The organism is Streptomyces sp. NPDC005803, assembly GCF_040630435.1.
Taxonomy (GTDB): domain Bacteria; phylum Actinomycetota; class Actinomycetes; order Streptomycetales; family Streptomycetaceae; genus Streptomyces.
Genome location: NZ_JBEXXO010000006.1, coordinates 210,221 through 237,116, shown reverse-complemented (window position 1 = coordinate 237,116; position 26,896 = coordinate 210,221). Strand labels below are relative to the sequence as shown.

Annotated in this window: 23 protein-coding genes; 12 read left to right on the top strand and 11 right to left on the bottom strand. The window is 71.5% G+C overall.

Features of this window, described 5'->3' with window-relative positions:
• Positions 1 to 62 precede the first annotated feature (62 nt).
• Positions 63 to 1,991 (bottom strand): ABC transporter permease, encoded by a 1,929-nt coding sequence (locus ABZ454_RS11625; RefSeq protein ID WP_356321890.1) that lies wholly within the window; start codon positions 1,989 to 1,991, stop codon positions 63 to 65.
• A gap of 84 nt (positions 1,992 to 2,075) precedes the next feature.
• Positions 2,076 to 2,471 (bottom strand): helix-turn-helix transcriptional regulator, encoded by a 396-nt coding sequence (locus ABZ454_RS11620; RefSeq protein ID WP_359537403.1) that lies wholly within the window; start codon positions 2,469 to 2,471, stop codon positions 2,076 to 2,078.
• Positions 2,472 to 2,613: 142 nt separating this feature from the next.
• Here ABZ454_RS11620 and ABZ454_RS11615 point away from each other — a divergent pair, with 142 nt between their 5' ends.
• The 6 genes from ABZ454_RS11615 (at position 2,614) to ABZ454_RS11590 (ending at position 11,406) form a co-directional block, all read left to right on the top strand.
• A complete protein-coding gene (locus ABZ454_RS11615; RefSeq protein WP_359537402.1) occupies positions 2,614 to 4,134 on the top strand; it encodes an MFS transporter in 1,521 nt (506 codons plus the stop codon).
• Positions 4,134 to 5,165, top strand: a complete 1,032-nt coding sequence (locus tag ABZ454_RS11610; protein WP_356322096.1) for a glutathione S-transferase C-terminal domain-containing protein — start codon at positions 4,134 to 4,136, stop codon at positions 5,163 to 5,165. The genes ABZ454_RS11615 and ABZ454_RS11610 overlap by 1 nt, the downstream gene beginning before the upstream one ends.
• A gap of 120 nt (positions 5,166 to 5,285) precedes the next feature.
• Entirely contained in the window at positions 5,286 to 7,505 is a 2,220-nt protein-coding gene (locus tag ABZ454_RS11605; RefSeq protein ID WP_356322097.1) for an NADP-dependent isocitrate dehydrogenase, read from the top strand.
• A gap of 296 nt (positions 7,506 to 7,801) precedes the next feature.
• Complete coding sequence (gene ctaD, locus ABZ454_RS11600; protein WP_359537399.1) at positions 7,802 to 9,532, top strand: cytochrome c oxidase subunit I; 1,731 nt, start codon at positions 7,802 to 7,804, stop codon at positions 9,530 to 9,532.
• Between the two features lie 74 nt (positions 9,533 to 9,606).
• Positions 9,607 to 9,909 carry a hypothetical protein gene (locus ABZ454_RS11595; RefSeq protein ID WP_356322143.1) on the top strand — a complete coding sequence of 101 codons (303 nt, stop codon included), beginning with the start codon at positions 9,607 to 9,609 and terminating at the stop codon, positions 9,907 to 9,909.
• Positions 9,910 to 10,041: 132 nt separating this feature from the next.
• Entirely contained in the window at positions 10,042 to 11,406 is a 1,365-nt protein-coding gene (locus ABZ454_RS11590; protein WP_356322099.1) for an NAD(P)/FAD-dependent oxidoreductase, read from the top strand.
• Between the two features lie 17 nt (positions 11,407 to 11,423).
• Here the strand turns inward: ABZ454_RS11590 and rho are convergent, their stop codons facing one another.
• Positions 11,424 to 12,572, bottom strand: coding sequence for a transcription termination factor Rho (gene rho, locus ABZ454_RS11585; protein WP_359537397.1), 1,149 nt, complete (start codon positions 12,570 to 12,572; stop codon positions 11,424 to 11,426).
• 369 nt (positions 12,573 to 12,941) lie between these two features.
• Between rho and ABZ454_RS11580 the strand changes: the two genes are divergently transcribed.
• On the top strand, positions 12,942 to 13,823 hold the full coding sequence (locus tag ABZ454_RS11580) for a GNAT family N-acetyltransferase (protein WP_356322144.1): 882 nt from the start codon (positions 12,942 to 12,944) through the stop codon (positions 13,821 to 13,823).
• A 61-nt stretch (positions 13,824 to 13,884) separates the two neighbouring features.
• Here ABZ454_RS11580 and ABZ454_RS11575 read toward each other — a convergent pair whose 3' ends face one another.
• The 3 genes from ABZ454_RS11575 to ABZ454_RS11565 all read right to left on the bottom strand — a co-directional run bounded on the left by ABZ454_RS11575 (position 13,885) and on the right by ABZ454_RS11565 (position 16,959).
• A complete protein-coding gene (locus tag ABZ454_RS11575; protein WP_359537396.1) occupies positions 13,885 to 15,180 on the bottom strand; it encodes an MFS transporter in 1,296 nt (431 codons plus the stop codon).
• On the bottom strand, positions 15,177 to 15,716 hold the full coding sequence (locus ABZ454_RS11570; protein ID WP_356322102.1) for a helix-turn-helix domain-containing protein: 540 nt from the start codon (positions 15,714 to 15,716) through the stop codon (positions 15,177 to 15,179). The genes ABZ454_RS11575 and ABZ454_RS11570 overlap by 4 nt, the downstream gene beginning before the upstream one ends.
• Positions 15,717 to 16,077: 361 nt before the next feature.
• Positions 16,078 to 16,959: a LysR family transcriptional regulator gene (locus tag ABZ454_RS11565; protein ID WP_359537394.1), complete on the bottom strand. Its 882-nt coding sequence runs from the start codon at positions 16,957 to 16,959 to the stop codon at positions 16,078 to 16,080.
• A gap of 60 nt (positions 16,960 to 17,019) precedes the next feature.
• Here ABZ454_RS11565 and ABZ454_RS11560 point away from each other — a divergent pair, with 60 nt between their 5' ends.
• Together ABZ454_RS11560 and ABZ454_RS11555 are read left to right on the top strand one after the other, a co-directional pair.
• Positions 17,020 to 17,385 carry a DoxX family protein gene (locus tag ABZ454_RS11560; RefSeq protein WP_359537393.1) on the top strand — a complete coding sequence of 122 codons (366 nt, stop codon included), beginning with the start codon at positions 17,020 to 17,022 and terminating at the stop codon, positions 17,383 to 17,385.
• A gap of 105 nt (positions 17,386 to 17,490) precedes the next feature.
• On the top strand, positions 17,491 to 17,826 hold the full coding sequence (locus tag ABZ454_RS11555) for a DUF6233 domain-containing protein (RefSeq protein WP_356322105.1): 336 nt from the start codon (positions 17,491 to 17,493) through the stop codon (positions 17,824 to 17,826).
• Between the two features lie 266 nt (positions 17,827 to 18,092).
• On the opposite strand, the gene ABZ454_RS11550 is transcribed toward ABZ454_RS11555, so the two are convergent.
• The 5 genes from ABZ454_RS11550 to mutA all read right to left on the bottom strand — a co-directional run bounded on the left by ABZ454_RS11550 (position 18,093) and on the right by mutA (position 24,677).
• Positions 18,093 to 18,644, bottom strand: a complete 552-nt coding sequence (locus tag ABZ454_RS11550; RefSeq protein ID WP_359537391.1) for a DoxX family membrane protein — start codon at positions 18,642 to 18,644, stop codon at positions 18,093 to 18,095.
• Between the two features lie 435 nt (positions 18,645 to 19,079).
• A complete protein-coding gene (locus ABZ454_RS11545) occupies positions 19,080 to 19,508 on the bottom strand; it encodes a DUF5959 family protein (protein WP_359537389.1) in 429 nt (142 codons plus the stop codon).
• A 55-nt stretch (positions 19,509 to 19,563) separates the two neighbouring features.
• Complete coding sequence (meaB, locus tag ABZ454_RS11540; RefSeq protein WP_359537387.1) at positions 19,564 to 20,607, bottom strand: methylmalonyl Co-A mutase-associated GTPase MeaB; 1,044 nt, start codon at positions 20,605 to 20,607, stop codon at positions 19,564 to 19,566.
• A 12-nt stretch (positions 20,608 to 20,619) separates the two neighbouring features.
• A complete protein-coding gene (gene scpA / locus ABZ454_RS11535) occupies positions 20,620 to 22,821 on the bottom strand; it encodes a methylmalonyl-CoA mutase (RefSeq protein WP_359537385.1) in 2,202 nt (733 codons plus the stop codon).
• The gene (gene mutA / locus ABZ454_RS11530) at positions 22,821 to 24,677 is read right to left on the bottom strand and encodes a methylmalonyl-CoA mutase small subunit (protein ID WP_356322110.1); all 1,857 of its coding nucleotides are present in this window, start codon (positions 24,675 to 24,677) and stop codon (positions 22,821 to 22,823) included. Before mutA ends, scpA begins: the two co-directional genes overlap by 1 nt.
• A 319-nt stretch (positions 24,678 to 24,996) precedes the next feature.
• Here mutA and modA point away from each other — a divergent pair, with 319 nt between their 5' ends.
• The 3 genes from modA (at position 24,997) to ABZ454_RS11515 (ending at position 26,670) form a co-directional block, all read left to right on the top strand.
• The gene (modA, locus tag ABZ454_RS11525) at positions 24,997 to 25,791 is read left to right on the top strand and encodes a molybdate ABC transporter substrate-binding protein (RefSeq protein ID WP_359537383.1); all 795 of its coding nucleotides are present in this window, start codon (positions 24,997 to 24,999) and stop codon (positions 25,789 to 25,791) included.
• 100 nt (positions 25,792 to 25,891) lie between these two features.
• A complete protein-coding gene (locus ABZ454_RS11520; protein ID WP_356322112.1) occupies positions 25,892 to 26,320 on the top strand; it encodes a DUF6325 family protein in 429 nt (142 codons plus the stop codon).
• 59 nt (positions 26,321 to 26,379) lie between these two features.
• Positions 26,380 to 26,670 (top strand): SHOCT domain-containing protein, encoded by a 291-nt coding sequence (locus ABZ454_RS11515; protein ID WP_356322113.1) that lies wholly within the window; start codon positions 26,380 to 26,382, stop codon positions 26,668 to 26,670.
• Positions 26,671 to 26,896: the final 226 nt, after the last annotated feature.

Here is a 26,896-nt window from a genome sequence, read left to right as displayed (position 1 = left end):
GCCTGCCGACGCGGCTCCGTGCCCCGGTGAGCGCGGACCCTCCGGGACCCCCGCCGCGCGCCTCACAGCGGAACGACGGTCGTCTCCGTGGCCTTGACGCCCGTCCACACCGCGACCCCGTCGGCGAGACCGAGTTCGGCGGCGGCCTGCGGGGTGATCTCCGCGACGAGGTCCGGGGCCTCGTCCGATGTGACCAGCACCCGCAGCCGGCTGCCGCTGGAGGTGATCTCCCGGACCGTCCCGGGCCAGACGTTACGGGGGCTGCCGCCCGGCTTCTCGCGGTGGACGGAGACGGCCTCCGGTGCGATCACCGCGAGCGCCGGGGTGCCGGCGGGCAGCGGTTCCGCCACGACGAGCCGGCCCCCGCCGGACAGGGCGAGCCCCTCCGCCGTGGCCGTGCCCGGCCAGGCGTTGCGCCCCAGCAGCCGGGCGACCCACGGGGAGCGGGGGTGACGGGTCACCTCGGCCGGTGGCCCGTCCTGCAGGGTGCGGCCGTCGTCGAGGACGAGGACACGGTCGGCGAGCGAGACCGCCTCCACGGGGTCGTGGGTGACGATCAGGCAGACGCCCCCGAAGCCGTCGAGGTGGGTGCGCAGGGTATGCCGTACCTGGGCGCGGGTGGTCTGGTCGAGTGCGGCGAGCGGTTCGTCCAGGAGCAGGAGCCGGGGCCGGGCGGCGAGGGCCCGGGCCAGGGCGACGCGCTGCGCCTGGCCGCCGGAGACCTGGGCGGGGCGGCGGGCGGCGAGGTGGCCGACGCCGAGGCGGTCGAGCCACTCCTGGGCGCTGCGGCGGGCCTCGCGGCGCGGCACCCCCCGGGCGCGGAGCCCGTACGCCGTGTTGCCGAGCGCCGAGAGGTGCGGGAACAGCGCACCGTCCTGCGGCACCCAGGCGACCCCGCGGCGGTGCGGGGGCAGGTCGCTGACGTCGGTGTCCCCGAGGCGCAGCCGGGCGCGGGAACGCGGGGTGAGGCCGAGCAGCGCCCGCAGCAGTGTGGTCTTGCCCGCGCCGTTGGGCCCGACGACGGCGATGGTGGTGCCGGGTGCGGCGGCGAGCGTCAGCCGGTTGAACCCGGTGACCTCGGCGTGCAGCGGCCAGTCCTCCCGTACCGCCGTCCTGGCGGGTGCCGCGGGCGCGGTGGCCGTCGGGGGTTCCTCGGCGGCGGGCTCGCGGGGGCGGGTGCGGCGGGCCGGGGCCCCCGTCCACCGGCCGCGCAGCGCGATCAGCACCGCCATCGCGATGGCGAGCAGCAGCAGCGAGACCGAGGTGGCGGCCTCGGGGGACTCCTGCAGGAGCAGATACACCTGGAGCGGCAGGGTCTGGGTGGTCCCGGGGAGGTTGCCCGCGAAGGTGATGGTCGCACCGAACTCGCCGAGTGCGCGGGCCCAGGTCAGGGCGGCGCCGGCGGCCAGCCCCGGCGCGACCATGGGCAGGGTGACCGTGAGGAACACCCGCGACGGCGAGGCCCCGAGGGAGGCGGCCGTCTCCTCGTACCGGGAGTGCAGGCCCCCCAGCGCCCCTTCGAGGCTGATGATCAGGAACGGCATCGCCACGAAGGTGGCAGCCAGGACCGTGCCGGACGTGTGGAACGGGAAGGTGATGCCGAAGGTGTCCTCCAGCCACGGCCCGAGGAGGCCGCGTCGGCCGAAGGCCAGCAGGAGGGCGACCCCGCCCACGGTCGGGGGCAGCACCATGGGCAGGAGCACGAGCGAGCGGACGAAGGCCTTGCCGGGGAAGTCGGCCCTGGCCAGCAGCCAGGCCAGGGGGACGCCGAGGACGAGGGAGAGGCCGAGCGACCAGAACGAGACGATGAGGGAGAGCCGCAACGCCTCGGTCGTGCCCGGACTGCCGAGGTGGGCGCCCACGTCGCCCCATGAGGTGCGGGCGAGGATTCCGATCAGCGGCATCATCAGGAAGGCGATGGCGAGCAGCGCGGGGATCGCCAGGGCGACGGGTGTGCGGGGGCCCGCTGGGCGGCCGCGGAGGCGTTTCATCGTGGATCCCTGAGGCTTCGGCGGAGGGTCGCCGCCCGTGTCGCACGTAGGCCGGCGGGCGGCCGGGCCGGACGGCAGGACGGGTCAGGTGCGGTCGATGTGCACGCTGGTCGACTTCACGCGGGCCGTCGCCGTCATGCCGACCTCCAGCCCGAGCTCCTCGACGGCCTCCCGGGTCAGCAGGGACACGAGCCGGTGCGGACCGGCCTGGATCTCCACCTGTGCCGCCACGTCCCCGAGCTTGACCGCGGTGACGATGCCCGGAAAGGCGTTGCGTGCGGAGGTGTAGGAGACCTCCTCCTCGCCGGCGCCGCCCTGGGCGATCTCGACGGAGAACGCGGCCAGGTCGCGGCCGTCGATGAGACGGCGTCCGCCCTCCTCGCGGTGGGTGGCGACGCGGCCGGCGTCCGCCCACCGCCGTGCGGTGTCCGGGCTGACCCCCAGCAGACGGGCGGCCTGCCCGATGGTGTAGGACTGCATATGCCGCACTCTAGAGTCGATAAGCTCGCATATGCAAGGTACTCAGCAGAATTTCCGGCGAATGCGAGAGGAGGGCCCGGGCAATGGTCCGGGTGGCCCTGCCGGGATGAGGAATCGGTGCGTGCGCCCTAGTGTGCGAGCCATGGCAGAGAGCGCGGGGCACCGGGGTTCTGCGGGGCGGGATACGGGATCGGCCGCCGCACCGGACGCCCCCGACCCCCGGCGGTGGCGGGCGCTCGCCGTCTGTCTGGTCGCCGGCTTCATGACCCTGCTGGACGTGTCCATCGTCAATGTGGCCCTGCCGTCCATCCGCGAAGGGCTGCACACCCCGGAGTCCGATCTGCAGTGGGTGCTCTCGGGGTACTCGCTCGCCTTCGGCCTCTTCCTGATTCCCGCCGGGCGCCTCGGCGACGCCCGGGGGCGCCGCGAGGTCTTCATGATCGGCCTGGTGCTCTTCACCTTGTCGTCAGCGGCTTGCGGCGCCGCCCAGTCCAGCACCTGGCTGGTGATCGCGCGGCTGGTCCAGGGCCTGGCCGGCGGCCTGGTCTCGCCGCAGATCTCCGCCCTCATCCAGCAGATGTTCTCGGGGCGGGAGAGGGGCCGGGCGTTCGGGATGTTCGGCACCGTGGTCGGCATCTCCACCGCCGTCGGCCCGCTGCTCGGCGGGCTGCTCATCCAGGCGGCCGGGCCCGACGAGGGCTGGCGCTGGGTGTTCTACGTCAACCTGCCGCTCGGCCTCGTCTGCCTCCTGCTGGCGCGACGGCTCCTGCCGGACACACCGTCGGCGGGCCCGGTGCGGCTCAGGGACCTCGACCCCCTCGGCATCCTGCTGCTGGGCGCGGGGGTGCTGGCCCTGCTGCTGCCGTTCGTCCAGGCCCATCAGTGGCCGGGCAACGGGAAGTGGCTGCTCCTGGTGGTCGCCGTGGTCCTGCTCGCCGCGTTCGTCGGCTGGGAGGCCCGGTGCGGGCGCCGTGGCACCCAGCCGGTCGTCGACCTCTCGCTGTTCCGCGTCCGTTCCTACTGGCTGGGCTGCCTGCTGATCCTGCTGTACTTCGCCGGATTCACCTCGATCTTCTTCATCACCACGCTCTACCTGCAGAGCGGGCAGCACTACACCGCCTTGCAGGCGGGCCTGACGATCACCCCGTTCGCCCTCGGGTCCGCCGTCGCCGCGGGCCCCGGAGGCAGGCTCGTCGGCCGGTACGGCCGCCCCCTCGTCGTCGTGGGCATGACCACCGTGGCGGTCGGGCTGGCAGCCACCGCACTCGCCGTCCACCTGGTGCCCGGCCGGGGCGCGGGATGGGCGATGGCCGCCCCGCTGCTGCTGGCCGGACTGGGCAGCGGTCTCGTCATCGCACCCAACCAGACCCTGACCCTGTCGCAGGTGCCGGTGGCCAACGCGGGAAGCGCGGGCGGCACCCTGCAGACCGGCCAGCGCGTCGGCTCCGCGATCGGGATCGCCGCGGTCGGCTCGGTGTTCTTCGCGCAGGTGGGCTCCGCGGCCTGGTCCACCGCCTACGACCACGGGCTCATCGTCTCGGTCGCCTTCGTGGTCGCCGGACTCGTCGTGGCCCTGGCCGACGTGGGCGGGGCGCGGCGGGGCAGAAGTACACCGCAGTCCGAACCCACACCGGCGGAAACCGCAAGGAGAGCCGAGACGTGATGAACGACCCCGACGGCACCGACCCGAACGGCAACGCTTCGTACGGACACAAACCCTTCAAGCGTTCCCGCAGCCACTTCGCCGACCGCATCACCGCCGACGGCCGCGACGGCTGGCCCGTCGAGGCGGGCCGCTACCGCCTGGTCGTCAGCCGGGCCTGCCCCTGGGCGAGCCGCGCCCTGGTCTCCCGCAGGCTGCTGGGCCTGGAGAGCGCCCTCTCGCTCGCCGTCGCCGACCCGCTGCAGGACGACCGCAGCTGGCGCTTCACCCTCGACCCGGACGGCCGGGACCCGGTCCTCGGCATCCGCTACCTCGGCGAGGCGTACGACGCCAGGGAGCGCGGCTACCCGGGCGGCGTCAGCGTCCCCGCGATCGTCGACGTCCCCAGCGGCCGGCTCGTCACCAACGACTACCAGCGGATCACCCTGGACCTCGCCACCGAATGGACCGCGCTGCACCGCCCCGGAGCACCCGACCTCTACCCCGAGCCGTTGCGCGAGGAGATCGACGACGTGATGGAGGGGATCTACCGCGATATCAACAACGGCGTGTACCGGGCCGGCTTCGCGGACGGCCAGGGCACGTACGAGAGCGCCTACGAGGCACTCTTCCGCCGCCTGGACCAGGTGTCGCAGCGGCTCACGGACCGGCGCTACCTCGTCGGCGACACGATCACCGAGGCCGACATCCGCCTGTTCACCACACTGGTGCGCTTCGACGCCGTCTACCACGGCCACTTCAAGTGCAACCGCTCGAAACTGGCCGAGGACCCCGTCCTGTGGGCGTACACCCGGGACCTCTACCAGACCCCCGGATTCGGCGACACCGTCGACTTCCACCACATCAAGCAGCACTACTACCGGGTCCACACCGGCATCAATCCCACCGGCATCGTGCCCGGCGGGCCCGACCTCTCCGGGTTCCTGGCCCCGCACCACCGCGAGCAGCTCGGCGGCCGGCCGTTCGGCGACGGCACCCCGCCCGGCCCGGTGCCCGCGGGTGAACAGGTGCCCCCCAGGCACCGGCCCTGAGCCCGGTGCGCGGCGGTACGGCCGGTTCCGGTCCGGAGGGGGCAGGGCCCTGTCGAGACGATGGCGATCACGAGATATCTTGATGTCAAGCAATGTTGCAGACGTGGAGCGGAGCACAGGGTGACTGACTCGACCATCATCTATACACACACCGACGAGGCCCCGGCCCTGGCGACGTATTCGTTCCTGCCCGTGGTCGAGGCCTATGCCTCGAAGGCCGGGATCACCGTGGAGAGCCGCGACATCTCCCTGGCGGGCCGGATCATCGCCAGTTTCCCCGACCGGCTCCAGGAGAACCAGCGCATCGACGACGCTCTCGCCGAGCTGGGCGCGCTGGCCACCACCCCCGGGGCGAACATCATCAAGCTGCCGAACATCTCGGCCTCGATCCCGCAGCTGAAGGCGGCGATCGCCGAGCTCCAGGAGCAGGGCTACGCGCTTCCGGACTACCCGGACGACCCGCAGAGCGATGAGGACAAGGACGTCCGCGCGCGCTACGACAAGGTCAAGGGCAGCGCGGTCAACCCCGTCCTGCGCGAGGGCAACTCCGACCGCCGCGCCCCCGCGTCGGTCAAGAACTACGCCAAGACCCACCCGCACCGCATGGGCGCCTGGACGGCCGACTCGAAGACGAACGTCGCAACCATGGGCGTCGACGACTTCCGCTCCACCGAGAAGTCCGCCGTGATCACCGAGCCCGGCTCGCTGCGCATCGAGCTGGTGGGCGACGACGGCACCACCACCGTGCTGCGTGAGTCCGTACCCGTGCTGGCCGGCGAGGTCGTGGACGCCGCCGTCATGCGCGTCGCCGCGCTGCGTGAGTTCTTCACCGCACAGATCGCCCGGGCCAAGTCTGAGGACGTCCTGTTCTCCGTACACCTCAAGGCCACGATGATGAAGGTCTCCGACCCGATCATCTTCGGCCACGTCGTCCGCGCCTTCTTCCCGAAGACGTTCGCCGCGTACGGTGACGCGCTCGCCGCGGCCGGCCTGACCCCGAACGACGGCCTCGGCGGCATCCTGAAGGGCCTGGAGGCGCTGCCCGAGGGCGCGAAGATCAAGGAGTCCTTCGAGGCCGAGCTCGCCGAGGGCCCCGCCCTCGCGATGGTCGACTCCGACAAGGGCATCACCAACCTGCACGTCCCCAGTGACGTCATCGTGGACGCCTCCATGCCGGCCATGATCCGCACCTCCGGCCACATGTGGGGCCCGGACGGCCAGGAGGCCGACACCATCGCCGTCCTCCCGGACAGCAGCTACGCGGGTGTCTACCAGGTCGTGATCGACGACTGCCGTGCCCACGGCGCCTTCGACCCGGCCACGATGGGCTCGGTGCCCAACGTCGGCCTCATGGCGCAGAAGGCCGAGGAGTACGGCAGCCACGACAAGACGTTCGAGATCCCCGCCACGGGCACGGTGCGCGTCGTCGACGCCGCCGGCAACGCCGTGCTGGAGCAGGCGGTCGGCGCCGGTGACATCTTCCGCATGTGCCAGACCAAGGACCTGCCGATCCAGGACTGGGTCAAGCTCGCCGTCACCCGCGCCCGCGCGACCGGCAACCCGGCCGTGTTCTGGCTCGACGAGGACCGCGCGCACGACGCGAAGCTCATCGAGAAGGTCAGGACCTACCTGGCCGAGCACGACACCGACGGTCTGCAGATCGAGATCATGACGCCCGAGAAGGCCACCGCCTTCTCCCTGGAGCGCATCCGCCGCGGCGAGGACACGATCTCGGTGACCGGCAACGTGCTGCGTGACTACCTCACCGACCTGTTCCCGATCCTGGAACTCGGCACCAGCGCGAAGATGCTCTCCGTCGTGCCCCTGATGAACGGCGGCGGCCTCTTCGAGACGGGCGCCGGCGGTTCCGCGCCCAAGCACGTCCAGCAGCTCGTCAAGGAGGACTACCTGCGCTGGGACAGCCTGGGTGAGTTCCTGGCCCTCGCGGTCAGCTTCGAGCACCTCGCGCAGACCACGGGCAACGCCCGCGCCCAGGTCCTCGCCGACACGCTGGACCGCGCCACGGCCACGTTCCTCAACGAGGACAAGTCGCCCAGCCGCAGGCTCGGCGGCATCGACAACCGCGGCAGCCACTTCTACCTGTCCCTGTACTGGGCCCAGGAACTGGCGCAGCAGACCTCCGACGCCGACCTCGCCGCCGCGTTCGCGCCGCTCGCCAAGACGCTGGCCGAGCAGGAGCAGACCATCGTCGACGAGCTGATCGCCGTCCAGGGCAAGCCGGCCGACATCGGCGGCTACTACCAGCCCGACCCGGCCAAGGCCGCGGCCGTGATGCGCCCCTCCGCGACGTTCAACCAGGCGGTCGCAAGCCTGGCCTGACGCGACACAGGCGCCCGGGGCAGGGCTCGCGACCCGCTCCCTGCCCCGGCGCCCCGCGGACGACACCGCCCCGGCCGACATCCGTCGAGCCGGGGCAGTGTCGTTTCCTCGCCCCCCTGACGGGTGAAAGTCTCGCCCTGGCGGGTGCCGGGCCGCGCGCGGCGCCCCCGTGACTGGTTTGCTGCATCCGGTAACGCGCGCGACCGCGCCGCAGGGCCGTTCGGCCGATTCCGGTGGAGGCGGCACCTGGCGGGGCGCGCCGCCCACCCGCGGATGACAAGCGAAGGAGCGTCCCAGTGACGACGACGGGCACAGCAGATCCGGCGGAGGACGAGGAGTCCTACGCCAACGAGCTTCCGGTGCACGGCAGGGAGCCCGGAAACGTCGTCGTCAAGTGGCTGACCACCACGGACCACAAGACGATCGGCACGATGTACCTGATCACCTCGTTCGCGTTCTTCCTCTTCGGCGGCATCCTCGCGCTGGTCATGCGCGCCGAACTGGCCCGCCCGGGCCTGCAGATCGTCTCGGAGGAGCAGTTCAACCAGTCGTTCACGATGCACGGCACGATCATGCTGCTGATGTTCGCGACGCCGCTGTTCGCCGGATTCGCGAACTGGATCATGCCGCTGCAGATCGGCGCGCCGGACGTGGCGTTCCCCCGGCTCAACATGTTCGCCTACTGGCTCTACCTCTTCGGCTCGCTCATCGCGGTGGCCGGCTTCCTCACCCCGAACGGCGCCGCCGACTTCGGCTGGTTCGCCTACTCCCCGCTGACGGACTCGGTCCGCTCGGCCGGGGTCGGCGGTGACCTGTGGATCATGGGTCTGGCCTTCTCCGGTTTCGGCACGATCCTCGGGTCGGTCAACTTCATCACCACGATCATCTGCATGCGCGCCCCCGGCATGACGATGTTCCGCATGCCGATCTTCACCTGGAACGTCCTGCTGACCGGTGTCCTCGTCCTGCTGGCCTTCCCGGTGCTCGCCGCGGCGCTCCTGGCACTGGAGGCGGACCGCAAGTTCGGGGCCCACATCTTCGACGCGTCCAACGGCGGCCCGCTGCTCTGGCAGCACCTCTTCTGGTTCTTCGGCCATCCGGAGGTGTACATCATCGCCCTGCCGTTCTTCGGCATCGTGTCCGAGATCATTCCGGTCTTCAGCCGCAAGCCGATCTTCGGCTACATCGGTCTGATCGGCGCGACGATCGCCATCGCCGGTCTCTCGGTCACGGTGTGGGCGCACCACATGTACGTCACCGGCGGGGTCCTGCTGCCGTTCTTCTCCTTCATGACGTTCCTCATCGCGGTGCCCACCGGGGTGAAGTTCTTCAACTGGATCGGCACGATGTGGAAGGGCTCGCTGTCCTTCGAGACCCCGATGCTCTGGTCCGTCGGCTTCCTCGTCACGTTCCTCTTCGGTGGTCTGACCGGGGTGATCCTGGCGTCGCCACCGCTGGACTTCCACGTCTCGGACTCGTACTTCGTGGTCGCGCACTTCCACTACGTCGTCTTCGGCACCGTGGTCTTCGCGATGTTCGCCGGGTTCCACTTCTGGTGGCCGAAGTTCACCGGCAAGTTGCTGGACGAGCGGCTCGGCAAGATGACCTTCTGGACGCTGTTCGTGGGCTTCCACGGCACGTTCCTGGTGCAGCACTGGCTGGGCGCGGAGGGCATGCCCCGTCGTTACGCGGACTACCTCGCCGCCGACGGTTTCACCGCGCTGAACACGATCTCGTCGATCTCCTCCTTCCTGCTCGGCCTCTCGATGCTGCCGTTCCTCTACAACGTGTGGAAGACCGCGAAGTACGGGAATGCGGTCGAGGCCGACGACCCGTGGGGCTACGGCCGTTCGCTGGAGTGGGCGACGTCCTGCCCGCCGCCGCGGCACAACTTCGTCACCCTGCCCCGGATCCGGTCCGAGTCCCCGGCCTTCGACCTGCACCACCCGGCCGTGCGTGAGCTCGAGGAAGCCGCCACCCGCCCCGACCGTTCCGCGACGGTGGCGCCGGGGGACAAGCAGGCGTGAGCACCGGAGCCGGGGGAGAGGAGAACCGGGCGGCGCCCGACCCGGACACGGAGAGCGCCCGGGGGCTGGCCCAGATGGAGGGCTTTCTGCTGTGGAACGCCGAGATCGAACAGGCGCGCACGCTGGCCCGTGGCTTCACCGACCAGCTGCCCTGGCTCACGACGGCCCAGCGCGACGACGTGGAGCGGGTCTACGTGGCGGACCGGGCCACCGCTTCCCGGGCGATGCTGGTGCGCGTCGCGGCCCGCGCCGACGAGCTGCGCGGCGAGTACAGCGAGCGCTACGACCGGCTCAGGGCGCGCTGCGTGGCCACCGCGGTGGTCTGCGTCAGCACGGCGGGCGGCGCCTGCACCGTGGTGACGTACCTGGCCAGATGAGCGGGAAGGTCGTCCGTTCTGCCGCCTCAGCAGGCGCACTCACGCCCGTCTCGTGAAGATGAGAGGTGACGGGCGCGTGTGACGGGGCAGGCGAACGGACGACCGTGCAGACCCCCAGAAGGGACGAACACTGTGGCACGACCCAGGATTCTCGTTGTCGGAGCCGGATTCGCCGGGGTCGGGTGCGTACGCCGTCTGGAGCGCGGGCTCCGCCCGGGTGAAGCGGACATCGCGCTCGTCGCCCCGTTCTCGTACCAGCTCTACCTGCCCCTGCTGCCACAGGTCGCCTCCGGCGTCCTCACCCCGCAGTCGGTCGCGGTGTCACTGCGACGGAGCAGCCGGCACCGCACGCGCATCATCCCCGGCGGGGCGATCGGGGTGGACCCCAAGGCGAAGGTCTGCGTCATCCGCAAGATCACCGACGAGGTGGTGTACGAGCCCTACGACTACATCGTGCTCAGCCCGGGCAGCGTCACCCGCACCTTCGACATCCCCGGGCTGCTCGACAACGCCCGCGGGATGAAGACGCTGGCCGAGGCGGCGTACGTACGTGACCACGTCATCGCTCAGCTCGACCTCGCGGACGCCAGCGACGACGAGGAGGAGCGGGCCTCCCGGCTGCAGTTCGTGGTCGTCGGCGGCGGTTACGCGGGAACCGAGACGGCGGCCTGTCTGCAACGCCTCACCGCCAACGCGGTGAAGCACTATCCCCGGCTCGACCCGAAGCTGATCAAGTGGCACCTGATCGACATCGCTCCGAAGCTGATGCCCGAACTGGGCGACAAGCTCGGCGAGAGCGCGCTGAAGGTCCTGCGTGAACGCGGCATCGAGGTGTCGCTCGGTGTCTCCGTCGCCGAGGCGGGCGTCGACACGGTGACGTTCACCGACGGCCGTGTGCTGCCCTGCCGCACGCTCATCTGGACGGCCGGCGTGGCCGCGAGCCCCCTCGTCACCACCTTCGACGCGGAGACGGTACGCGGCAGGCTGGCGGTGACCCCCGAGATGACCCTGCCCGGATACGACGGCATGTTCGCGCTCGGGGACGTGGCGGCCGTGCCGGACCTGGCCAAGGGTGACGGCGCGGTCTGCCCGCCGACGGCCCAGCACGCGATGCGTCAGGGCCGCAGGCTCGCCGACAACCTGCTGGCGACCCTCCGGCACCAGCCGCTGCGCCCGTACGTCCACAAGGACCTCGGACTGGTCGTGGACCTCGGCGGCAAGGACGCCGTCTCCAAGCCCCTGGGCGTCGAGATGCACGGGGTGACGGCCCAGGCCGTGGCCCGTGGCTACCACTGGTCGGCGCTGCGGACCAACGTGGCCAAGGCGCGCGTCATGGCCAACTGGCTGATCAACGCCGCAGCGGGCGACGACTTCGTCCGTACCGGCTTCCAGGCCCGCAAGCCCGCGACACTGCGGGACTTCGAGTACACGGACAGCTATCTCACCCCGGAGCAGGTCCGAGAGCACACCGCCTCGCTGAACGCCCATATGAAGTGATCCGGCACCGGGGCCCGTCAGGCCGGAGGCACGGTGGTGCGGATGAGACGCAGGAATCCGGCGTTGTCCTCGGTGCGTCGGATGCGCTCCAGCAGTGTCTCCAGGGAGGTCTGCGCGTCCCGGGTGCCCAGGGCCCGGCGCAGCCCTCGTACGGCGGTCAACTCTTCTGCGGACACGAGGAGTTCGTCGCGTCGGGTGCCGGAGGCGGCGATGTTCACCGCCGGATGGACGCGCTTCTCGGCCAGTGAGCGGTCCAGCCGGAGTTCCATGTTGCCGGTGCCCTTCAGCTCTTCGAAGAAGTACTCGTCGGCCCGGGAGCCGGTGTCGACGAGCGCCGTGGCCAGAATCGTCAGGGAGCCGCCTTCTTCGGTGAGGCGGGCGGCTCCGAAGAGCCGCTTGGGACCGAGCACCGCGGCGGCGTCGACACCGCCGCTGAGGGTGCGTCCGCCGTGGCCGGCGGCGTTGTTGTGGGCCCGGCAGAGGCGAGTGAGCGAGTCCAGCAGGACGACGACGTCCCGGCCCTGCTCGACGAGCCGTTTGGCGCGTTCGAGTGCGAGTTCCGCGAGGGCGATGTGTTCCTTGGCGGGCCGGTCGAAGGTCGAGGCGTAGACCTCGCCGCGCACCGAGCGGCGCATGTCGGTGACCTCCTCGGGCCGTTCGTCGAGGAGCACCACCATCAGGTGGGACTCGGGGTGGTTCTCGGCGACCGCGGCCGCGATCTGCTGGAGGAGGACCGTCTTGCCGGTCCTGGGCGGGGCGACGATGAGCCCGCGCTGCCCCTTGCCGATCGGCGCGACGAGATCGACGATGCGCGTCGAGGGGCCGCCGGACGGTGTCTCCAGACGCAGGCGCTGCCGGGGGTGGAGCGGGGTGAGGTCACGGAAGTGGGGGCGGCCGCGCAGCGACTGCGGGGGCAGCCCGTTGACGCGGGCGACGGCGCTCAGGGCGCGGGGCCGTTCGCAGACGCCTTCGACGACATCGCCCTTGCGCAGGCCGTAGCGGCGGATGAGCGCCGCCGGGACCGACACGTCCCCGGGGGCGGGGTGACCGCCCGCGGAGCGCAGGGAGCCGTGCCCCTGCTGTGCGATGTCGAGGATGCCGGCGGCGGTCGTGACGGCCGGGGGCCGGGCGGCGGCGGTGACGGGGTGTTCGAGTGTGGTGGTCATGCGGGGTGGTCCTTTCGCGACACGCGAATGAAGGGGCCCGGCCGGGATGGGGGCGGAGACGTCACGCCCCGGGCGGCGGGCAGGAAAGACCGGCGGGAGAACCCGTACCGGACTCAGGGAAGTACTGCGAGGAAGCCGGACCGCCTGCTGGAAAGGGCGGGCGCATCGGCGTGGTGAAGGTACTGCGGTACCGGAGCCTGAAGGACAAGCCTGCACATGTACCGGTTGCAATGTAGCACGGCCGTCGGGCTCCCGTGGCCGACGTGAGGCGGCGGACGCCTCGGCCGTGATCGAAACCCCGTTGCGGCGGGGGAGCGGAGGGTGGTTTCGTACTGCGGCCCCTTCCTCCTCCCCGACTGCGGAGACACCGTGCCGATCCGCCTCACCGCCCTCACCGACGCCGACCGCGGCGCCCACGCCTACCGCCTGGCGTGGCTGGCGTCCGACGAGGCGGGAGCGCCCGTCGGATCGGCGTTCCTCCGCGTCTTCACCCGGGAGGGCCAGGACCACCTCGCCGAACTCGAACTCCATGTGCACCCGGCGGAACGCCGCAGGGGCACCGGCTCGCACCTGCTCGACGCGGCCGTCCGGGCGGCCGGGGAACTCGGCCGGCGCTCCCTCGTCGCGCAGGCCGAGGCGGAGACCCCCGGGGATCTGTTCCTGCGGGCCAGAGGGCTGCGCAGGGTCCTCGGGCTCACCTACGCCCGGCTGCCGCTGGAGGCGGTGGACGCCACAGCCCTGGCCGCCGTGACCGAGGAGCCGCATCCGGGCTACCGGCTGATCTCCTGGGACGGCACCGTCCCCGGTCCGCTGGCACAGACGTTCGCGGCGTCGCGCCGCGCCATGGACGACATGCCCATGGACGACACCGACTACGGGACCACGGTCTGGGACGTCGACCGGGTCAGAGCGGTGGCGCAGGCCGTCACGGACCGCGGTGACCTGCTGCACACGGTGGCCGCCGTCGACGAGGCCGACGGCTCGATCGCGGGCTTCACCGAACTCGTCGTCCCGGGCGACGGACGGGGCGACGCCCAGCACTACGGAACGGGCGTCCTGCCCGAGCACCGGGGCCACGGCCTCGCCCGCTGGATGAAGGCCGCGTCCATCCTCGGGGCCCGCGAGCGCCACCCGCATCTGGAGGGCCTGCTCGCGGACACCGCCGACAGCAACACGTACATGCGTCGCATCAACGACGCCTTCGGATACGAGCCGACGCACCGCTCGTACGAGTACCAGCTCGACCTCTAGGAGCGACCGCGGCCCGGCTGGAGGGCCTTGGTCCCTTGTCGTGACGCCTTCGCGGCGGGCGTCACGACAGGTCGGGTGCGCCGTCCTGGGCGGGTTCCCGGGATGCCGGGTGGTCCGGACCGCCGGCCGGGGCGGCGGCACGCAGCGCCGCTTCGACCCGGCGGTTGCTGGTCATGGACGCCGTGATGGCCGTCATCGCCAGGAGGAGGCCGGCGGCGGCGTAGAGCGGGGTGCGGATGTCGTAGGCGGTGGCCAGCCAGCCGCCGAGGAAGGCCCCGACGGGGGCGGCGCACATGGCCAGCATGCGGGAGGTGGAGGCGACCCGGCCCATGAGGCCGGCCGGGACGATCACCTGCCGGAGGGAGGGCCCGAGCACCATCGTGGCGCCCATGCCGGCCCCGCAGACGGCGAGCGCCAGCCCGGCCACGTACGGGTTCGGGGCGGCGGCCAGGCCCAGGATGGCGAGCCCTTCGACGGCGGCGGTGCAGGTCAGTGCGGTGCCGGTGCCCAGTTTTCGGCCGAGGTAGGAGGCGATGCCCGCGCCGAGCAGACCACCGGTGGCCTCCGCCGTGAGGAGCAGGCCGAAGCCGTAGGTGTCGATGCCGAGGCGCTCGTGCGCGAAGAGGGCGAGGACGGTCTCCACAGCGAGGAAGGCGATGTTCCCGACCGCCGGGCGGAGCGCGAGCCCGAGCAGCAACCGGTCCCGGAAGACGTACGAGGCCCCGGCCCGCGCCTGCCGGAGCAGAGACTCGCGGGCCTCCGGCACGGGGCGGGGCATGGCGGGCAGCGTACGGACGAGCAGGGCGGAGAGCAGGAACGACACCGCGTCGGCCAGCAGCGGGACTGCCCGTCCGAGCGCGAGCAGCGCACTGCCCGCAGGCGGCCCCGCGAAACCGGACGCGGCGGTCTGGGCGCCGCGCAGGCGGGAGTTGGCTCGCTCCAGGAGCGCGGGGTCGCGCCGGAGCAGGTCCGGCAGGAAGGCCGTGGCGGCCGTGTCGAAGAAGAGCCCGCCGAGGCCGAGCAGGAAGGCGACGGCCGCCAGCAGGGGAATGCTCAGCACGTCGAGCGCGGCCGCCCCCGCCGGTATCGCGAGCAGCACCGCACGTGCCGCGTCCGCGACCCACATCGTGCGCCGGCGGTCCCAGCGGTCCACCAGCGCACCGCCGAGCACCCCGAAGAGCAGCCACGGCAGCGTCCCCGCGGCCGTGACGACGGCGAGCGCCATCGGATCCCGCGTCAACGTCAGCGCGATCAGCGGCAGGGCGGCCTGGGTCACCCCGTCGCCGAGCGAGGACACCGTCTGTGCGGTCCACAGCCGTCCGAACCCGGTCGGCAATTTCCGTACGTCGGAGGTCACTTGGCACCCCCCGCGGCCTGGTCGCGCGGTGCCGGGTGGAACAGTGCGAAGACGAGTGACGCGTCCGGCAGCGACGGATCGGACAGCTCCTGGTACTCGTCCGCCAGTGCCTGCAGCCGCGCTCCCAGCTGGGCGAACTGCTCGTCGGTGAGCCGCAGATGCGCCATCCGCACGTGCCGCTCGCTGTCCGCCGGCGCCGCCTCCAGGTCCGCCACCGCATGCCGCATCAGCACATCCGGCCCTCCCTCGCCCGGGTCCGGCAGCGCGATCGACCGGGCGGCCATCGCGTAGTACCGCTCGGTGACGCCCCGGACCTTCCGCGTCCGCACCACCTTCACCAGGCCCGCGCGCTCCAGCAGCCGCACGTGATAGCTGGAACTCCCCTTCGCCAGGCCCACCCGCTCGGCGATCTGCGTGATGGTCGCCGGCTCGAAGCGGAGCACGGCCATGATCCGGTGGCGCGTGAGATTGGAGACGGCGCGTAACTGCTCGCCCGTGGTGACGTGAAACGTCTCGGGAAGGTCATCGGTAGGCATGAGAGCAATGGTCAACGATTCTTGACCATTGCGCAAGGGGTTGCGCACGAGCCTCCGGAATCCGCTGCCCGGCGCGCGCGACCCTCTGCCCAGACCTGGCTCGCCGCCCGGTCTCCGGGCGTCGGCAGATGGGGGCGCCGGTCATGCCGCCGCCCTCCTCGCAGACGGCCAAAAGGTGACCTGCCGCAGCGAGGGCTGCGTGATTCTCATCGGACAATGAGTGCCATCGGGGGCCGTCACGGCCTACGCGCGCCCGGCCCGGTCGCCGCGGGAGTCCTGCGGGCGAGCCGTTCGGCCCGGCCGCCGCGGCTGTGATGCCGATCCGGCCGATCGGCACGCCGGCGGCCTGTCGGCCCCGGCGTCACCTCCGGCTCAGCCGCCGCGCGATGGCCTCCAGTAGCTCATCCAGCACGACCTCGTGCCTCCGCCCCCGAGGCCGGGCCAGCCCCACCCGGCTCGGCGAAACCCCGCGGACCGGACGGAACACCACGTCCGGGTGGGAGTAGAAACGGGCCGCCGACGCCGGGGCCAACGCCACGCAGCCGCCGGCCACCGCTGCGAGCCACTCGTCGGGACGGCTGGTAACGGCGCCGACCCGGACGGGGCATCCGTCCCGTTCTTCCGCCGCCAGCCAGTGCGCTCTCCAGGCTCCGGGCTTGTCCCCGGCCGCGACGAACGGCTCGTCCCACAGGTCCCGGAACTCCACCGTCTCGCTGTTCGCCAGCGGATGCCGAGCCGGTAGCAACACCCCGCGCTCCTCAACGAACAGCTCCCGCACCGCCAACCTCTCCTGCCCCGGGAACGGCAAACGCACCACCGCCGCATCCACCTCACCCCGGGCCAGTCCCGCGCTCGGGTCGGACCAGTCGAACTGCCGCAGTTCCACCCGCCATTGCGGCTGCGCCTGGCGGAACTCGGCGATGACCTCGTGGACGGCACCCACCGCGCCCGCGTCCAGGAAGCCCAGGCGCAGCACCCGCGCCGCCCGGCCGGTTGCCCGCACCGCCTCGTCCCAGCCGTCCAGCAGTGCGGGCACCCGCGAGGCGAGCTCACGACCAGCCTCGGTCAGCGCCATCCCCGACCGTGAACGCCTGAAGAGACCTACCCCGAGATCGTCCTCCAGGCGCCGGATCTGCTTGGTCAGCGCGGGCTGCGAGACGAACAGCCTCTCCGCTGCCGCGGTCAGGCTGCCCTCGTCCGCCACTGCGGCGAAGTACCGAAGCAGGCGCGTGTCCACGTCCATGCCACCAGGTTATAGAAGCAGGTATTGGACGGTGCCGTAGTGCCCGCGGACCCTGAAGGCGTGACCGGTACCCAGCTCGCGTTCCTCGTCGTCACCCTGCTCACCGCCGCCGTCAACATCGCTGTCGCCGCCGCCGACCTCGCCGGTGCGCGCCTCGTACTGGCCAATTCGGCGGAGGTGGGTGTCCCCCGGTCCTGGCTGCCTCGGCTGGCCGCCCTCAAGCTGGCTGGTGCGGCGGGCCTCCTCCTCGGCCTCTGCGATGCCGCACTGCGCCCACTCGGCACCGCGGCGGCCTGCGGTCTCGGCCTGTTCTACCTGGGCGCGCTCGCCTTCCATCTCCGCGCCCGCGTGCTCTACAACCTCGCGTTTCCCGGTTTCTACTTCACCACCGCCGTCGCCTCGCTGGCCTTGTGCGTGTCCTCCTGATGGCGGCACTACTCCATGTTGGATGACAACCCTCAGCCTTCACTGCGACGGATCAAAAGGCACGCCGGGCGAGGGGAGCCACGGGTGGGGCGTAAAATAGAACTTGTGTACGACTTGCCGCCTGATCTGCCACGCCTCCGGACGCTGGAGCAGCAGCTCACCATCTGGATCGGGCACGTCCGCGCCGCGATCGGCGCGGCCGAGCAGCGAGAGAAGGAGCGACAGCGGGGCGAGGAGCGCCGCCCGCCCGCACCCGACTGGGTGCTGGAGGTCGGCATCGGGCAAGGCGCCCCACCGAGCGAAGTCCACGTCGGCGGCTGCTACGCCGCCGGGAAGCGCCGGCGCGAGATCACCCGGGAGCAGGCGCTCGCCGCCCTCAGCGAGGGGGTCCGGGCGTGCGCGCACTGCCGGCCGGACACCGACCTCGGGGTGCTCGGGTAAGCAGGCGCTCTTCGGCTTCCGGGTACCAGGCTTCTTCGCCGTAGCCTGCTCGCGGGGCGTGCTCTCCTGGACGGTTGCGTCATCGTCCTCGCGGCCCGCCTTGGCGCGGTGATCGCCGCGAACGCGACGCCGGCTGAAGGGAACTCCACGACGCGACGCGGCAGCCTGTCCTCCAGATCGGACGCGAGACTTCGACCCGCACCGCAGCGCTGTCGGGTACCGAGGCATGGGTCAGGGTGCCGGCGCAGACCGACGGCTTCGGCGGCTCAGTTGCGTATGAGCAGGACCAGGGCGGCCATCACCGCGCCCAGGGCCACGGCCGCCACCCCGTACCCGAGGCGGTGGGACCGCAGCCACGGCAGGAAGCGGTCCACGGCGATCCGGCCAGGACCGGTGAGCGCCAGCCCGGCCGCGGCCGCGGCCAGCAGGAGCTCGAACTCGACGCCGGCCGGAGCGAAGAAGCCGCCGCCCCACTTGACGGCCACCGCATTGATCAGCGTGCCGACGACAGCGGCACCCGCGAGCGGCGTGAGCAGGCCGAGGGTGAGGCCGAGGCCGCCGAGAACCTCGCTGAGCCCTGCGATCACGGCCATCGACTCGCCGGCGGGGTAACCGCTCATCTCGAAGAACTGGCCGGTCCCCTTGACGCCGCCTCCGCCGAACCAACCGAACAGCTTCTGCGCACCGTGCGCGGCCATGACGGCACCGAGTACGAGCCGCAGCAGGAGCAGCCCTGCGTCATAGGCGCGAAGCGAATGGCCGCCCAGAGGGGCGGTGCCGGCCGGCAGGTCGACGGGGCGAGTGGTGGTGGCAGACATGGGTGCAGGCCTCTCTGGCGCGGGAGTAGCGGCATGCTTGAAGTTTCAAGCTTGAGGTTGAACGTATCAGGATGCGTGAAAGTTCAACAAACCTGGTCTCGGTTCCTCCGCCGAGTGCGGCCGCTCCGGCGTGGTGGAGGACACCTGGGAGGCGGATAGGGGCAAGCGGCCTGCGAGGGGCGGAAGGCATGAGGGATCGCCCTGCGTCTGGAAACGGGGGGCTGAGGGGGCGCGCCGGAGGCGCGGGCGCACGCGGGATTGCCGTGCGCGGCCGGGGCCGGGCGGTGGAAGCGGGCTGGTCGCCGGACTATTCAATCCGTTGGGCACCTGGTGCGATCGCGTCCTGCACGATGCCGCCCTGGAGGGACTCGTGATCGGTGTCCACTGGAGCGGGCCCTCGGCTGTGCGCTCATCTGCCGGCGGCGGCTTGTCCTCCTACCCCGACAGCATCGGCACCCAGTAGTCCATCACCCGGTGCAGGCGTTGCCGGTGGTCGGCGATCCAGTCGTCCGGCGGGACCAGCGGGACGCGCACGGTGACCATGGACCCCGACTCGTCCTCTACGACCACCTCCGGGCAGTCGCGCTCGCCGGTGAGTTGGATGACGATGGACGGCCCTCTGCTCATCTCCATCCAGGCGACGTCCTCTCCGGCGTCGAGCCTGTCCAGCGCACTCGCCCAGCTTTTCAGCTTCGAAACGTACAACGCCAGGTCGATGCGGCCGGACACGAAGGGCGTCTTGACGACGATCTCGGCGTCCAGGCCGGCCGCCCATCTGACGTTCCGTCCCAGAACGTTGACGGTGACGCTGTTCCCCTCGTCATCGGCGAGACGGATGAGCTCCCTCGGAGGACTGTCCCCCATGGCTGCCCCTTCTTCGGCTAGTACGAAGAGATCCTCGCCTCCCCCGGCGCAGCACTCAAGGCGACGAAGGCCTGCTGACCGGGGCCCGGCCCCCGTCGTCCCCGGGCGCCGAGCCCTGGCCCCGGAACACCTCCAGGATCTGCTGGGCGGCCAGCGTGGCGGGCAACGAGCCCTCCCGGACCCGCAGTTCGAGTTCCGGAGCGAGAGCGCGCACGTGAGGGTGGCCGCGCAGACTCTCCAGCAGTTCGTCGCGCACCATCGTCCACGCCCAGTCGACCTGCTGCTCGCTCCGCTTGGCCGCGAGCCGGCCCGTCGATTCGAGCAGCGCCCGGTGTTGCTCCAGCCGCTCCCACAAGGTGTCCAGACCGCTGGACTCCCGGGCGCTGCACGTCAGCACCGGTGGGGTCCAGGCCGCGTCCACCGGGTGCATCAGCCGCAGGGCGCCCGCCAGTTCACGCGCCGCGGACCGGGCGTCGCGCTCGTGCGGGCCGTCCGCCTTGTTCACCGCGATGGCGTCCGCCAGCTCCAGCACGCCCTTCTTGATGCCCTGGAGCTGGTCGCCGGTGCGGGCCAGCGTCAGCAGCAGAAACGTGTCGACCATGTTGGCGACCGCCGTCTCCGACTGGCCGACGCCGACCGTCTCGACGAGGACGACGTCGTAACCGGCGGCCTCCATGACCACGATGGACTCGCGGGTGGCTTTGGCGACGCCGCCGAGCGTTCCGGCGGTGGGGGAGGGGCGTACGAACGCGGCGGGGTCCACCGCGAGCCGTTCCATCCTCGTCTTGTCGCCCAGGATGGAGCCGCCGGTACGGCTGGAGGACGGATCCACGGCGAGCACCGCGACCCGGTGCCCGAGGCCGGTGAGCATCGTGCCGAGGGCGTCGATGAAGGTGGACTTGCCGACTCCGGGCACTCCGCTGATGCCGATGCGCCGGGCTCTGCCGGAGTGCGGCAGCAGTTCCCGCAGCACCTGCTGGGCCAGCGTCCGGTGATCGGGGCGGGTGGACTCGACGAGCGTGATGGCGCGCGCGATGTGCGCCCGCTTCCCGTCGAGCACCCCCTTCACATAGCTGTCGAGATCGATCGTCGGAGCCATGGGTTCAGCGGCTCACAGCTCGTGACCGAGTGAGGCGCCGAGCCGCGTCACCAGATCATGGGCCGCGTCCGGGATGACCGTTCCCGGCGGGAACACGGCGGCCGCGCCCGCCTCGTGCAGCGCCTCCACGTCCTGGGGCGGGATCACCCCGCCCACCACGATCATGATGTCCTCGCGGCCCTCGGCCGCCAGCTCCTCGCGCAGCGCCGGTACGAGCGTGAGGTGGCCGGCGGCCAGGGACGAGACACCCACGATGTGCACATCGGCCTCGACGGCCTGGCGGGCGACTTCGGCCGGGGTCTGGAAGAGCGGGCCGACGTCCACGTCGAAGCCCAGGTCGGCGAAGGCGGTGGCGATCACCTTCTGGCCGCGGTCGTGCCCGTCCTGGCCCATCTTGGCGACGAGGATGCGCGGGCGCCGCCCCTCCGCCTCCTCGAAGGCGCCGACCAGTGTGCGGGTGCGGTCCACGGACGGCGACTCCCCTGCCTCGTTGCGGTACACACCGGAGATCGTACGGATCTGGCCCGCGTGCCGGCCGTACACCTTCTCCAGCGCGTCCGAGATCTCCCCGACGGTCGCCATCGCGCGAGCCGCGCCGACGGCCAGCGCCAGCAGGTTGCCCTCCAGCCCGGGCCCCGGGTCCCGCCCGGCCGCCGCCGTCAGCGCCTGCAACGCGTCCTGGCAGGCCTGCTCGTCGCGTTCCTCGCGCAGCCGTCGCAGCTTCTCCAACTGCTGGGCGCGCACGGAGGTGTTGTCGACCTTGAGGACGTCGATCTTCTCGTCGGTCTCGACGCGGTACTTGTTGACGCCGATGACGGGCTGGCGTCCGGAGTCGATGCGGGCCTGGGTGCGGGCGGCGGCTTCCTCGATGCGCAGTTTGGGGATGCCGGCGTCGATGGCCTTGGCCATGCCGCCCGCCGCTTCGACTTCCTGGATGTGCTGCCACGCCCGCTGCGCGAGGTCGTAGGTCAGCTTCTCCACGTACGCGCTGCCGCCCCAGGGGTCGATGACCCGTCCCGTTCCGGACTCCTGCTGGAGCAACAGCTGGGTGTTGCGGGCGATCCGTGCCGAGAAGTCCGTCGGCAGGGCGAGGGCCTCGTCCAGGGCGTTGGTGTGGAGCGACTGGGTGTGGCCCTGGGTCGCGGCCATCGCCTCGACGCAGGTGCGGGTGACGTTGTTGAACACGTCCTGCGCGGTCAGCGACCATCCCGACGTCTGCGAATGGGTGCGCAGGGAGAGGGACTTGGCGTTCTTCGGTTCGAACTCCTTGACGAGTTTGGCCCACAGGAGGCGGGCGGCGCGGAGTTTCGCGATCTCCATGAAGAAGTTCATGCCGATCGCCCAGAAGAACGACAGGCGGGGTGCGAACGCGTCGACGTCGAGTCCGGCGTCCCGTCCGGCCCGCAGGTACTCCACCCCGTCGGCCAGGGTGTAGGCCAGCTCCAGATCGGCCGTCGCCCCGGCCTCCTGGATGTGGTAGCCGGAGATGGAGATCGAGTTGTAGCGCGGCATCTTGCTCGAGGTGTAGGAGAAGATGTCGGAGATGATCCGCATCGAGGGCTTCGGCGGATAGATGTAGGTGTTGCGGACCATGAACTCCTTCAGAATGTCGTTCTGAATGGTCCCGGCCAGCTTCTCGGGCGGTACGCCCTGTTCCTCGGCGGCCACGATGTACAGCGCGAGGACGGGCAGGACGGCGCCGTTCATCGTCATCGAGACGGACATCTTGTCGAGCGGGATGCCGTCGAACAGCTGTCGCATGTCGTAGATCGAGTCGATCGCGACACCGGCCATGCCGACGTCACCGGTCACGCGCGGGTGGTCGCTGTCGTAGCCGCGGTGGGTCGGCAGGTCGAAGGCGACGGAGAGGCCCTTCTGCCCGGCCGCGAGGTTGCGGCGGTAGAAGGCGTTGGACTCCTCGGCGGTGGAGAAACCGGCGTACTGGCGGATCGTCCAGGGCTGGTTGACGTACATCGTCGGGTACGGCCCGCGCAGATACGGGGCCATGCCCGGACGCGTGTCCAGGAAGTCCAGCCCCTCCAGATCCTGCCCCGTGTACAGCGGCTTGACCGCGATGCCCTCCGGGGTCTCCCACAGCAGGTCGCCGTCGGAGCTCCCGGAGGACTCCTTGACCGCCGCACGCCACTGGTCCTCGGTCACCTCGGCGCCGCCGCCGGGACCGAGCTCGATGTCGGAGAAGTCGGGGATCCGCATTACGCCACACCCATACGGTCGAGAACGGAAGAGAGCACGGCCACCACGTCACACCCGGCGAAGACGTACTCGTCGACATCCGGGTACGCGCCGGGCCGGCCGGCCAGGTACACCCGCTGCGCCCCGGCTGCGACGAGCGCGCCCGCGACCTCACCGGCCTGCTCGGCGTAGAGCGCGTCGCTGGAGCACAGGCACACCACGTCGGTCCCCGCGGCAGCGAGGGCCGCCGCGGCCGACGAGGCGTCCACCTGGACCGGCTCGTGCACGGGTTCGACACCGCCCGCCCGGAACAGGTTCGCCGCGAACGAGGCGCGCGCGGTGTGCGCCGAGGCGGGACCGAGCGCGGCGAGGAACACCCGCGGCCGGGCGCCGGTCGCCGCCAGATGGGCATCCGAACGGGCCCGCAGCGCCTCGAACGCCTCGTCGCGACGGACCACCGGAAGGCCGCCTGGCGCCACGGCCGACGGCACGGGCTCGCGCTCCACCGTCCGCTCCTCGAGCTGCGGGAACTCGCTGACGCCGGTGACCGGCTCCTTGCGCCGGGCCAGATCCTTGCTGCGGGCGGCCCAGGTGGCCGCCAGCCGCTCCGCGACCATGCCCGAGCCGAGCGCCGCGGCCTGACCGCCGGCCCGCTCGATCTCCTGGAAGAAGGCCCAGGCGGCATCCGCGAGATCGTCCGTCAGCCGCTCCACGTACCAGGAGCCGCCCGCCGGATCGATGACCCGGGCCAGATGGGACTCCTCCAGCAGGATCGTCGAGGTGTTGCGGGCGATGCGCCGGGCGAACGCGTCCGGCAGACCCAGCGCATGGTCGAAGGGCAGCACGGTCACGGCATCCGCGCCGCCGACGCCGGCGCCCAGACAGGCCAGGGTGGTCCGCAGCATGTTCACCCACGGATCGCGCCGGGTCATCATCACCGGCGAGGTCACCGCGTGCTGGCGCTGCGCTCCGGCGCCCGGCGCCCCGCAGACCTCGGCGATCCGCGCCCACAGCCGGCGCGCGGCCCGCAGCTTGGCGATGGTCAGGAACTGGTCGGCGGTGGCCGCGTACCGGAACTCCAGCTGGGCGCAGGCCTCCTCCACCCCGAGCCCCGCGTCGGTCAGCGCCCGCAGATAGGCGACGCCCGTGGCCAGCGCACTGCCCAGCTCCTGGGCGGCCGAGCCGCCGGCCTCGTGGTACGGCAGCGCGTCCACGGTCAGAGCCCGCAGCCCGGGGAACCCGGCCGCGCACGTCTTCGCCCAGTGCACGGCCGAGGTCAGGTCCGCCTCGCCACCGCTGCGGGCGGCCTGACCCAGCGGGTCGGCACCGAGACTGCCGCGCACCGAGTCCGCGGGAACGCCACGCTCCGCGTGGAGCCGGAGCAACTCCGTCGCCGCGGCGTCGAGTTCGTCCCCGGCGTCGAGCACGAGCGGTGCCAGATCGAGGTGGACGCCCTCCAGTGCCCGCGCCAGGCCGGAGACCGGGACACCGCCGGCGCCTCCGACGGTCAGCCACAACGAGGTCACGCCGTTCTCCAGGTCCCCGAGCACCGCCTCGTTGAGCCGGACGGGATCCGTCGACGCGTGCCGCTGCCGCACGCCCCAGCCGCCCGCCGTACTGCCCTGCGGTGTGCTGCCGCGGGTGAAGGGGGCGAAGCCCGGGAGGCCGGGGTCGGGCGCGTCGTCGCGCGAGGTGTAGAGGGGGCGAGTGATGAGCCCGTCCTCCACCGTGGTGGACAGTGCTTCCTCGGCGGCCGAACCCGAAACGTCCTTGCCCGACTTGCGCAGCACACCTTCGACGAGGCTCTGCCACTGCTCGTGGGCGGGGTCAGGGAATTCGGCGGCCAACGAAAGCCCGTCAGCAGGCAGGACCGTCATGCCCAGATGCTAGGACAGGTCTCAGATGAGCAGCAGAGGCTCGGCCTGTGACCTTGCCCTCTCCGAACGCACTTGATCCTTTACGTACCGTCGCGTAACCGCGTCGTCGGGCCCCCGCTCGGCACTTCCTCCAAGCGCATTGGCATGTGCTCCATGAATTGACCAACAGCATTGCAGATGCCAGAGCAAACCATCTACCGTATGGCATGTGCGGTCAGGTGTGGGGTGGTGGTGGCATGCCTCCCGTGCCCCTCGTGCGCACGGGTCGCGTCGATGCGTCCCCGAAGTCCGTGCACCCCGTCCGAAGGAGACCGCTCAGATGTCCCTCACCCCCACCGGGCGCCGTGCCGCCGCCGCGGCCGTGACCGCCGCCCTCCTGCTGCCGCTCGCCGCGTGCGGCAGTGACGGCGCGGCGACGGACGCCCACGGGAGTGGCGACGGTGCGCCGAAGGTGAAGCTGACCGTTCTGGCCGCGGCCTCGCTCACTGATGTGTTCCGGACGGCTGGCGCCGCGTACGAGAAGGGGCACCCCGGGACGACGGTGACGTTCTCCTTCGCGGGTTCGCAGCAACTCGCCGCGCAGGTGAGGCAGGGGGCGCCCGCCGACGCGCTGGTCACCGCGGACACCCGGACGATGGACGGGCTGAAGTCGGAGACCGGCACCCCGGCCGTGATCGCCAAGAACCGGCTCGTCATCGCCACGGGGGAGGGCAATCCTGAGGGGATCCGCAGCCTGAAAGACCTGACGGACGCCGGGCTGAAGGTCGTCCTCGCCGCTTCCGAGGTGCCGGTCGGCCGCTACAGCCGGCAGGTTCTGGACGCGCAGAAGCTCACGGTCCGGCCCGTCTCCGAGGAGCCCGACGTCCGGGCCGTCCTCAGTAAGGTCGAGCTCGGTGAGGCCGACGCCGGGATCGTCTACAAGACGGACGCGGCCACGGCCACCGGCAAGGTGGACGCCGTCGACATCCCCGACGGGCAGAACGCCCTCGCCTCCTACCCTGCCGCCACCCTTCTGAGCTCGGGGAACAGGAAGGCCGCGGCTGACTTCGTCCGCTGGCTGACGACGTCACAGGCGCAGAAGATTCTCTCCGACGCAGGCTTTCAGCAGCCGTAACCAGCACCCATCCTCGGATTGATGCCGATATGCCGCAATGCGTCAATAAATGTCCGAAGTTATGCTGCTGGCAACCCATCCTTCCGGAGAGGACACGCCCGTGGCTGTGGGACCTGTGGAGTACCTCGTCGTCGCCTTCCCCGGCAGCCGGTTCACCGGTGCCATCGCGCCGGCGCTGGCGGAAGCGGTCGCGTCGAAGGCGGTGCGCATCCTTGATCTGACCTTCGTCCACCGGGCCGAGGACGGCGCGATCGAGACCATCGAGCTGGACGAACTCGACCCCGAGGACCTCGTCTCCTTCGAGCCGGTCGAGGGCGAGGTCAGCGGCATGCTGAACAGCGACGACATCCGCACCCTGGGCGAGAACGTGCCGCCGGGCAGTTCAGCGGCGCTGATCGTGTGGGAGGACCTGTGGGCCCTGCCGCTCACCGAGGCGGTCCGGGCGTCGGGCGGTCAGCTCGTCGCCCATGAGCGCATCCCCGCCGAGGTCGCGGAGGCCGCCGTGGCGGCCGCCGTTTCCGCACGCTGACTCCGAAACCTCACCGCACCGGAAAGGCGCAGGACATGCCGATCTTTCGAGGACCTGGAATGAACCGGCGCGGGCCCGGCCTGCTCGGGGCGGTGGCGCGCACAGCCGTCGTCGCGGGTACCGCCTCGGCGGTCAGCGGTCGCGTCCAACGTCAGCAACAGGCGAGGTTCGACCAGGAGGACGCCGGGCAGATGCAGGCCGCCCGACAGGAGGCCGCCCAGCAGCAGACGGTCGCGCCGCCCGTCGACGACCTGATCACCCGGCTGGAACGCCTGGCCGAGCTGAAGAAGCAAGGCATCCTGACCGACGCCGAGTTCGAGGCCCAGAAGGGAAGACTCCTCGCGGAGTGACCCTTCACGGAGCGGCTCGTCGCGGGATGGCGCGGCCCCTCGGCGGAGTCGATGGGCGTGAACCGCGTCCCGGCCACCACCGCGAGCGGCGTACCGCCGTAGGTGCGCCGCACGGAGTGCCGGGCCGAGTCGCTCGTGCCGCATCAGTGCCCGTGCGGACCTGTGGCCCGCTCCACCGGCCGCCGCGACGCCACCCGCTCCCTTCCGGGAGGTGACCGGCTACGGG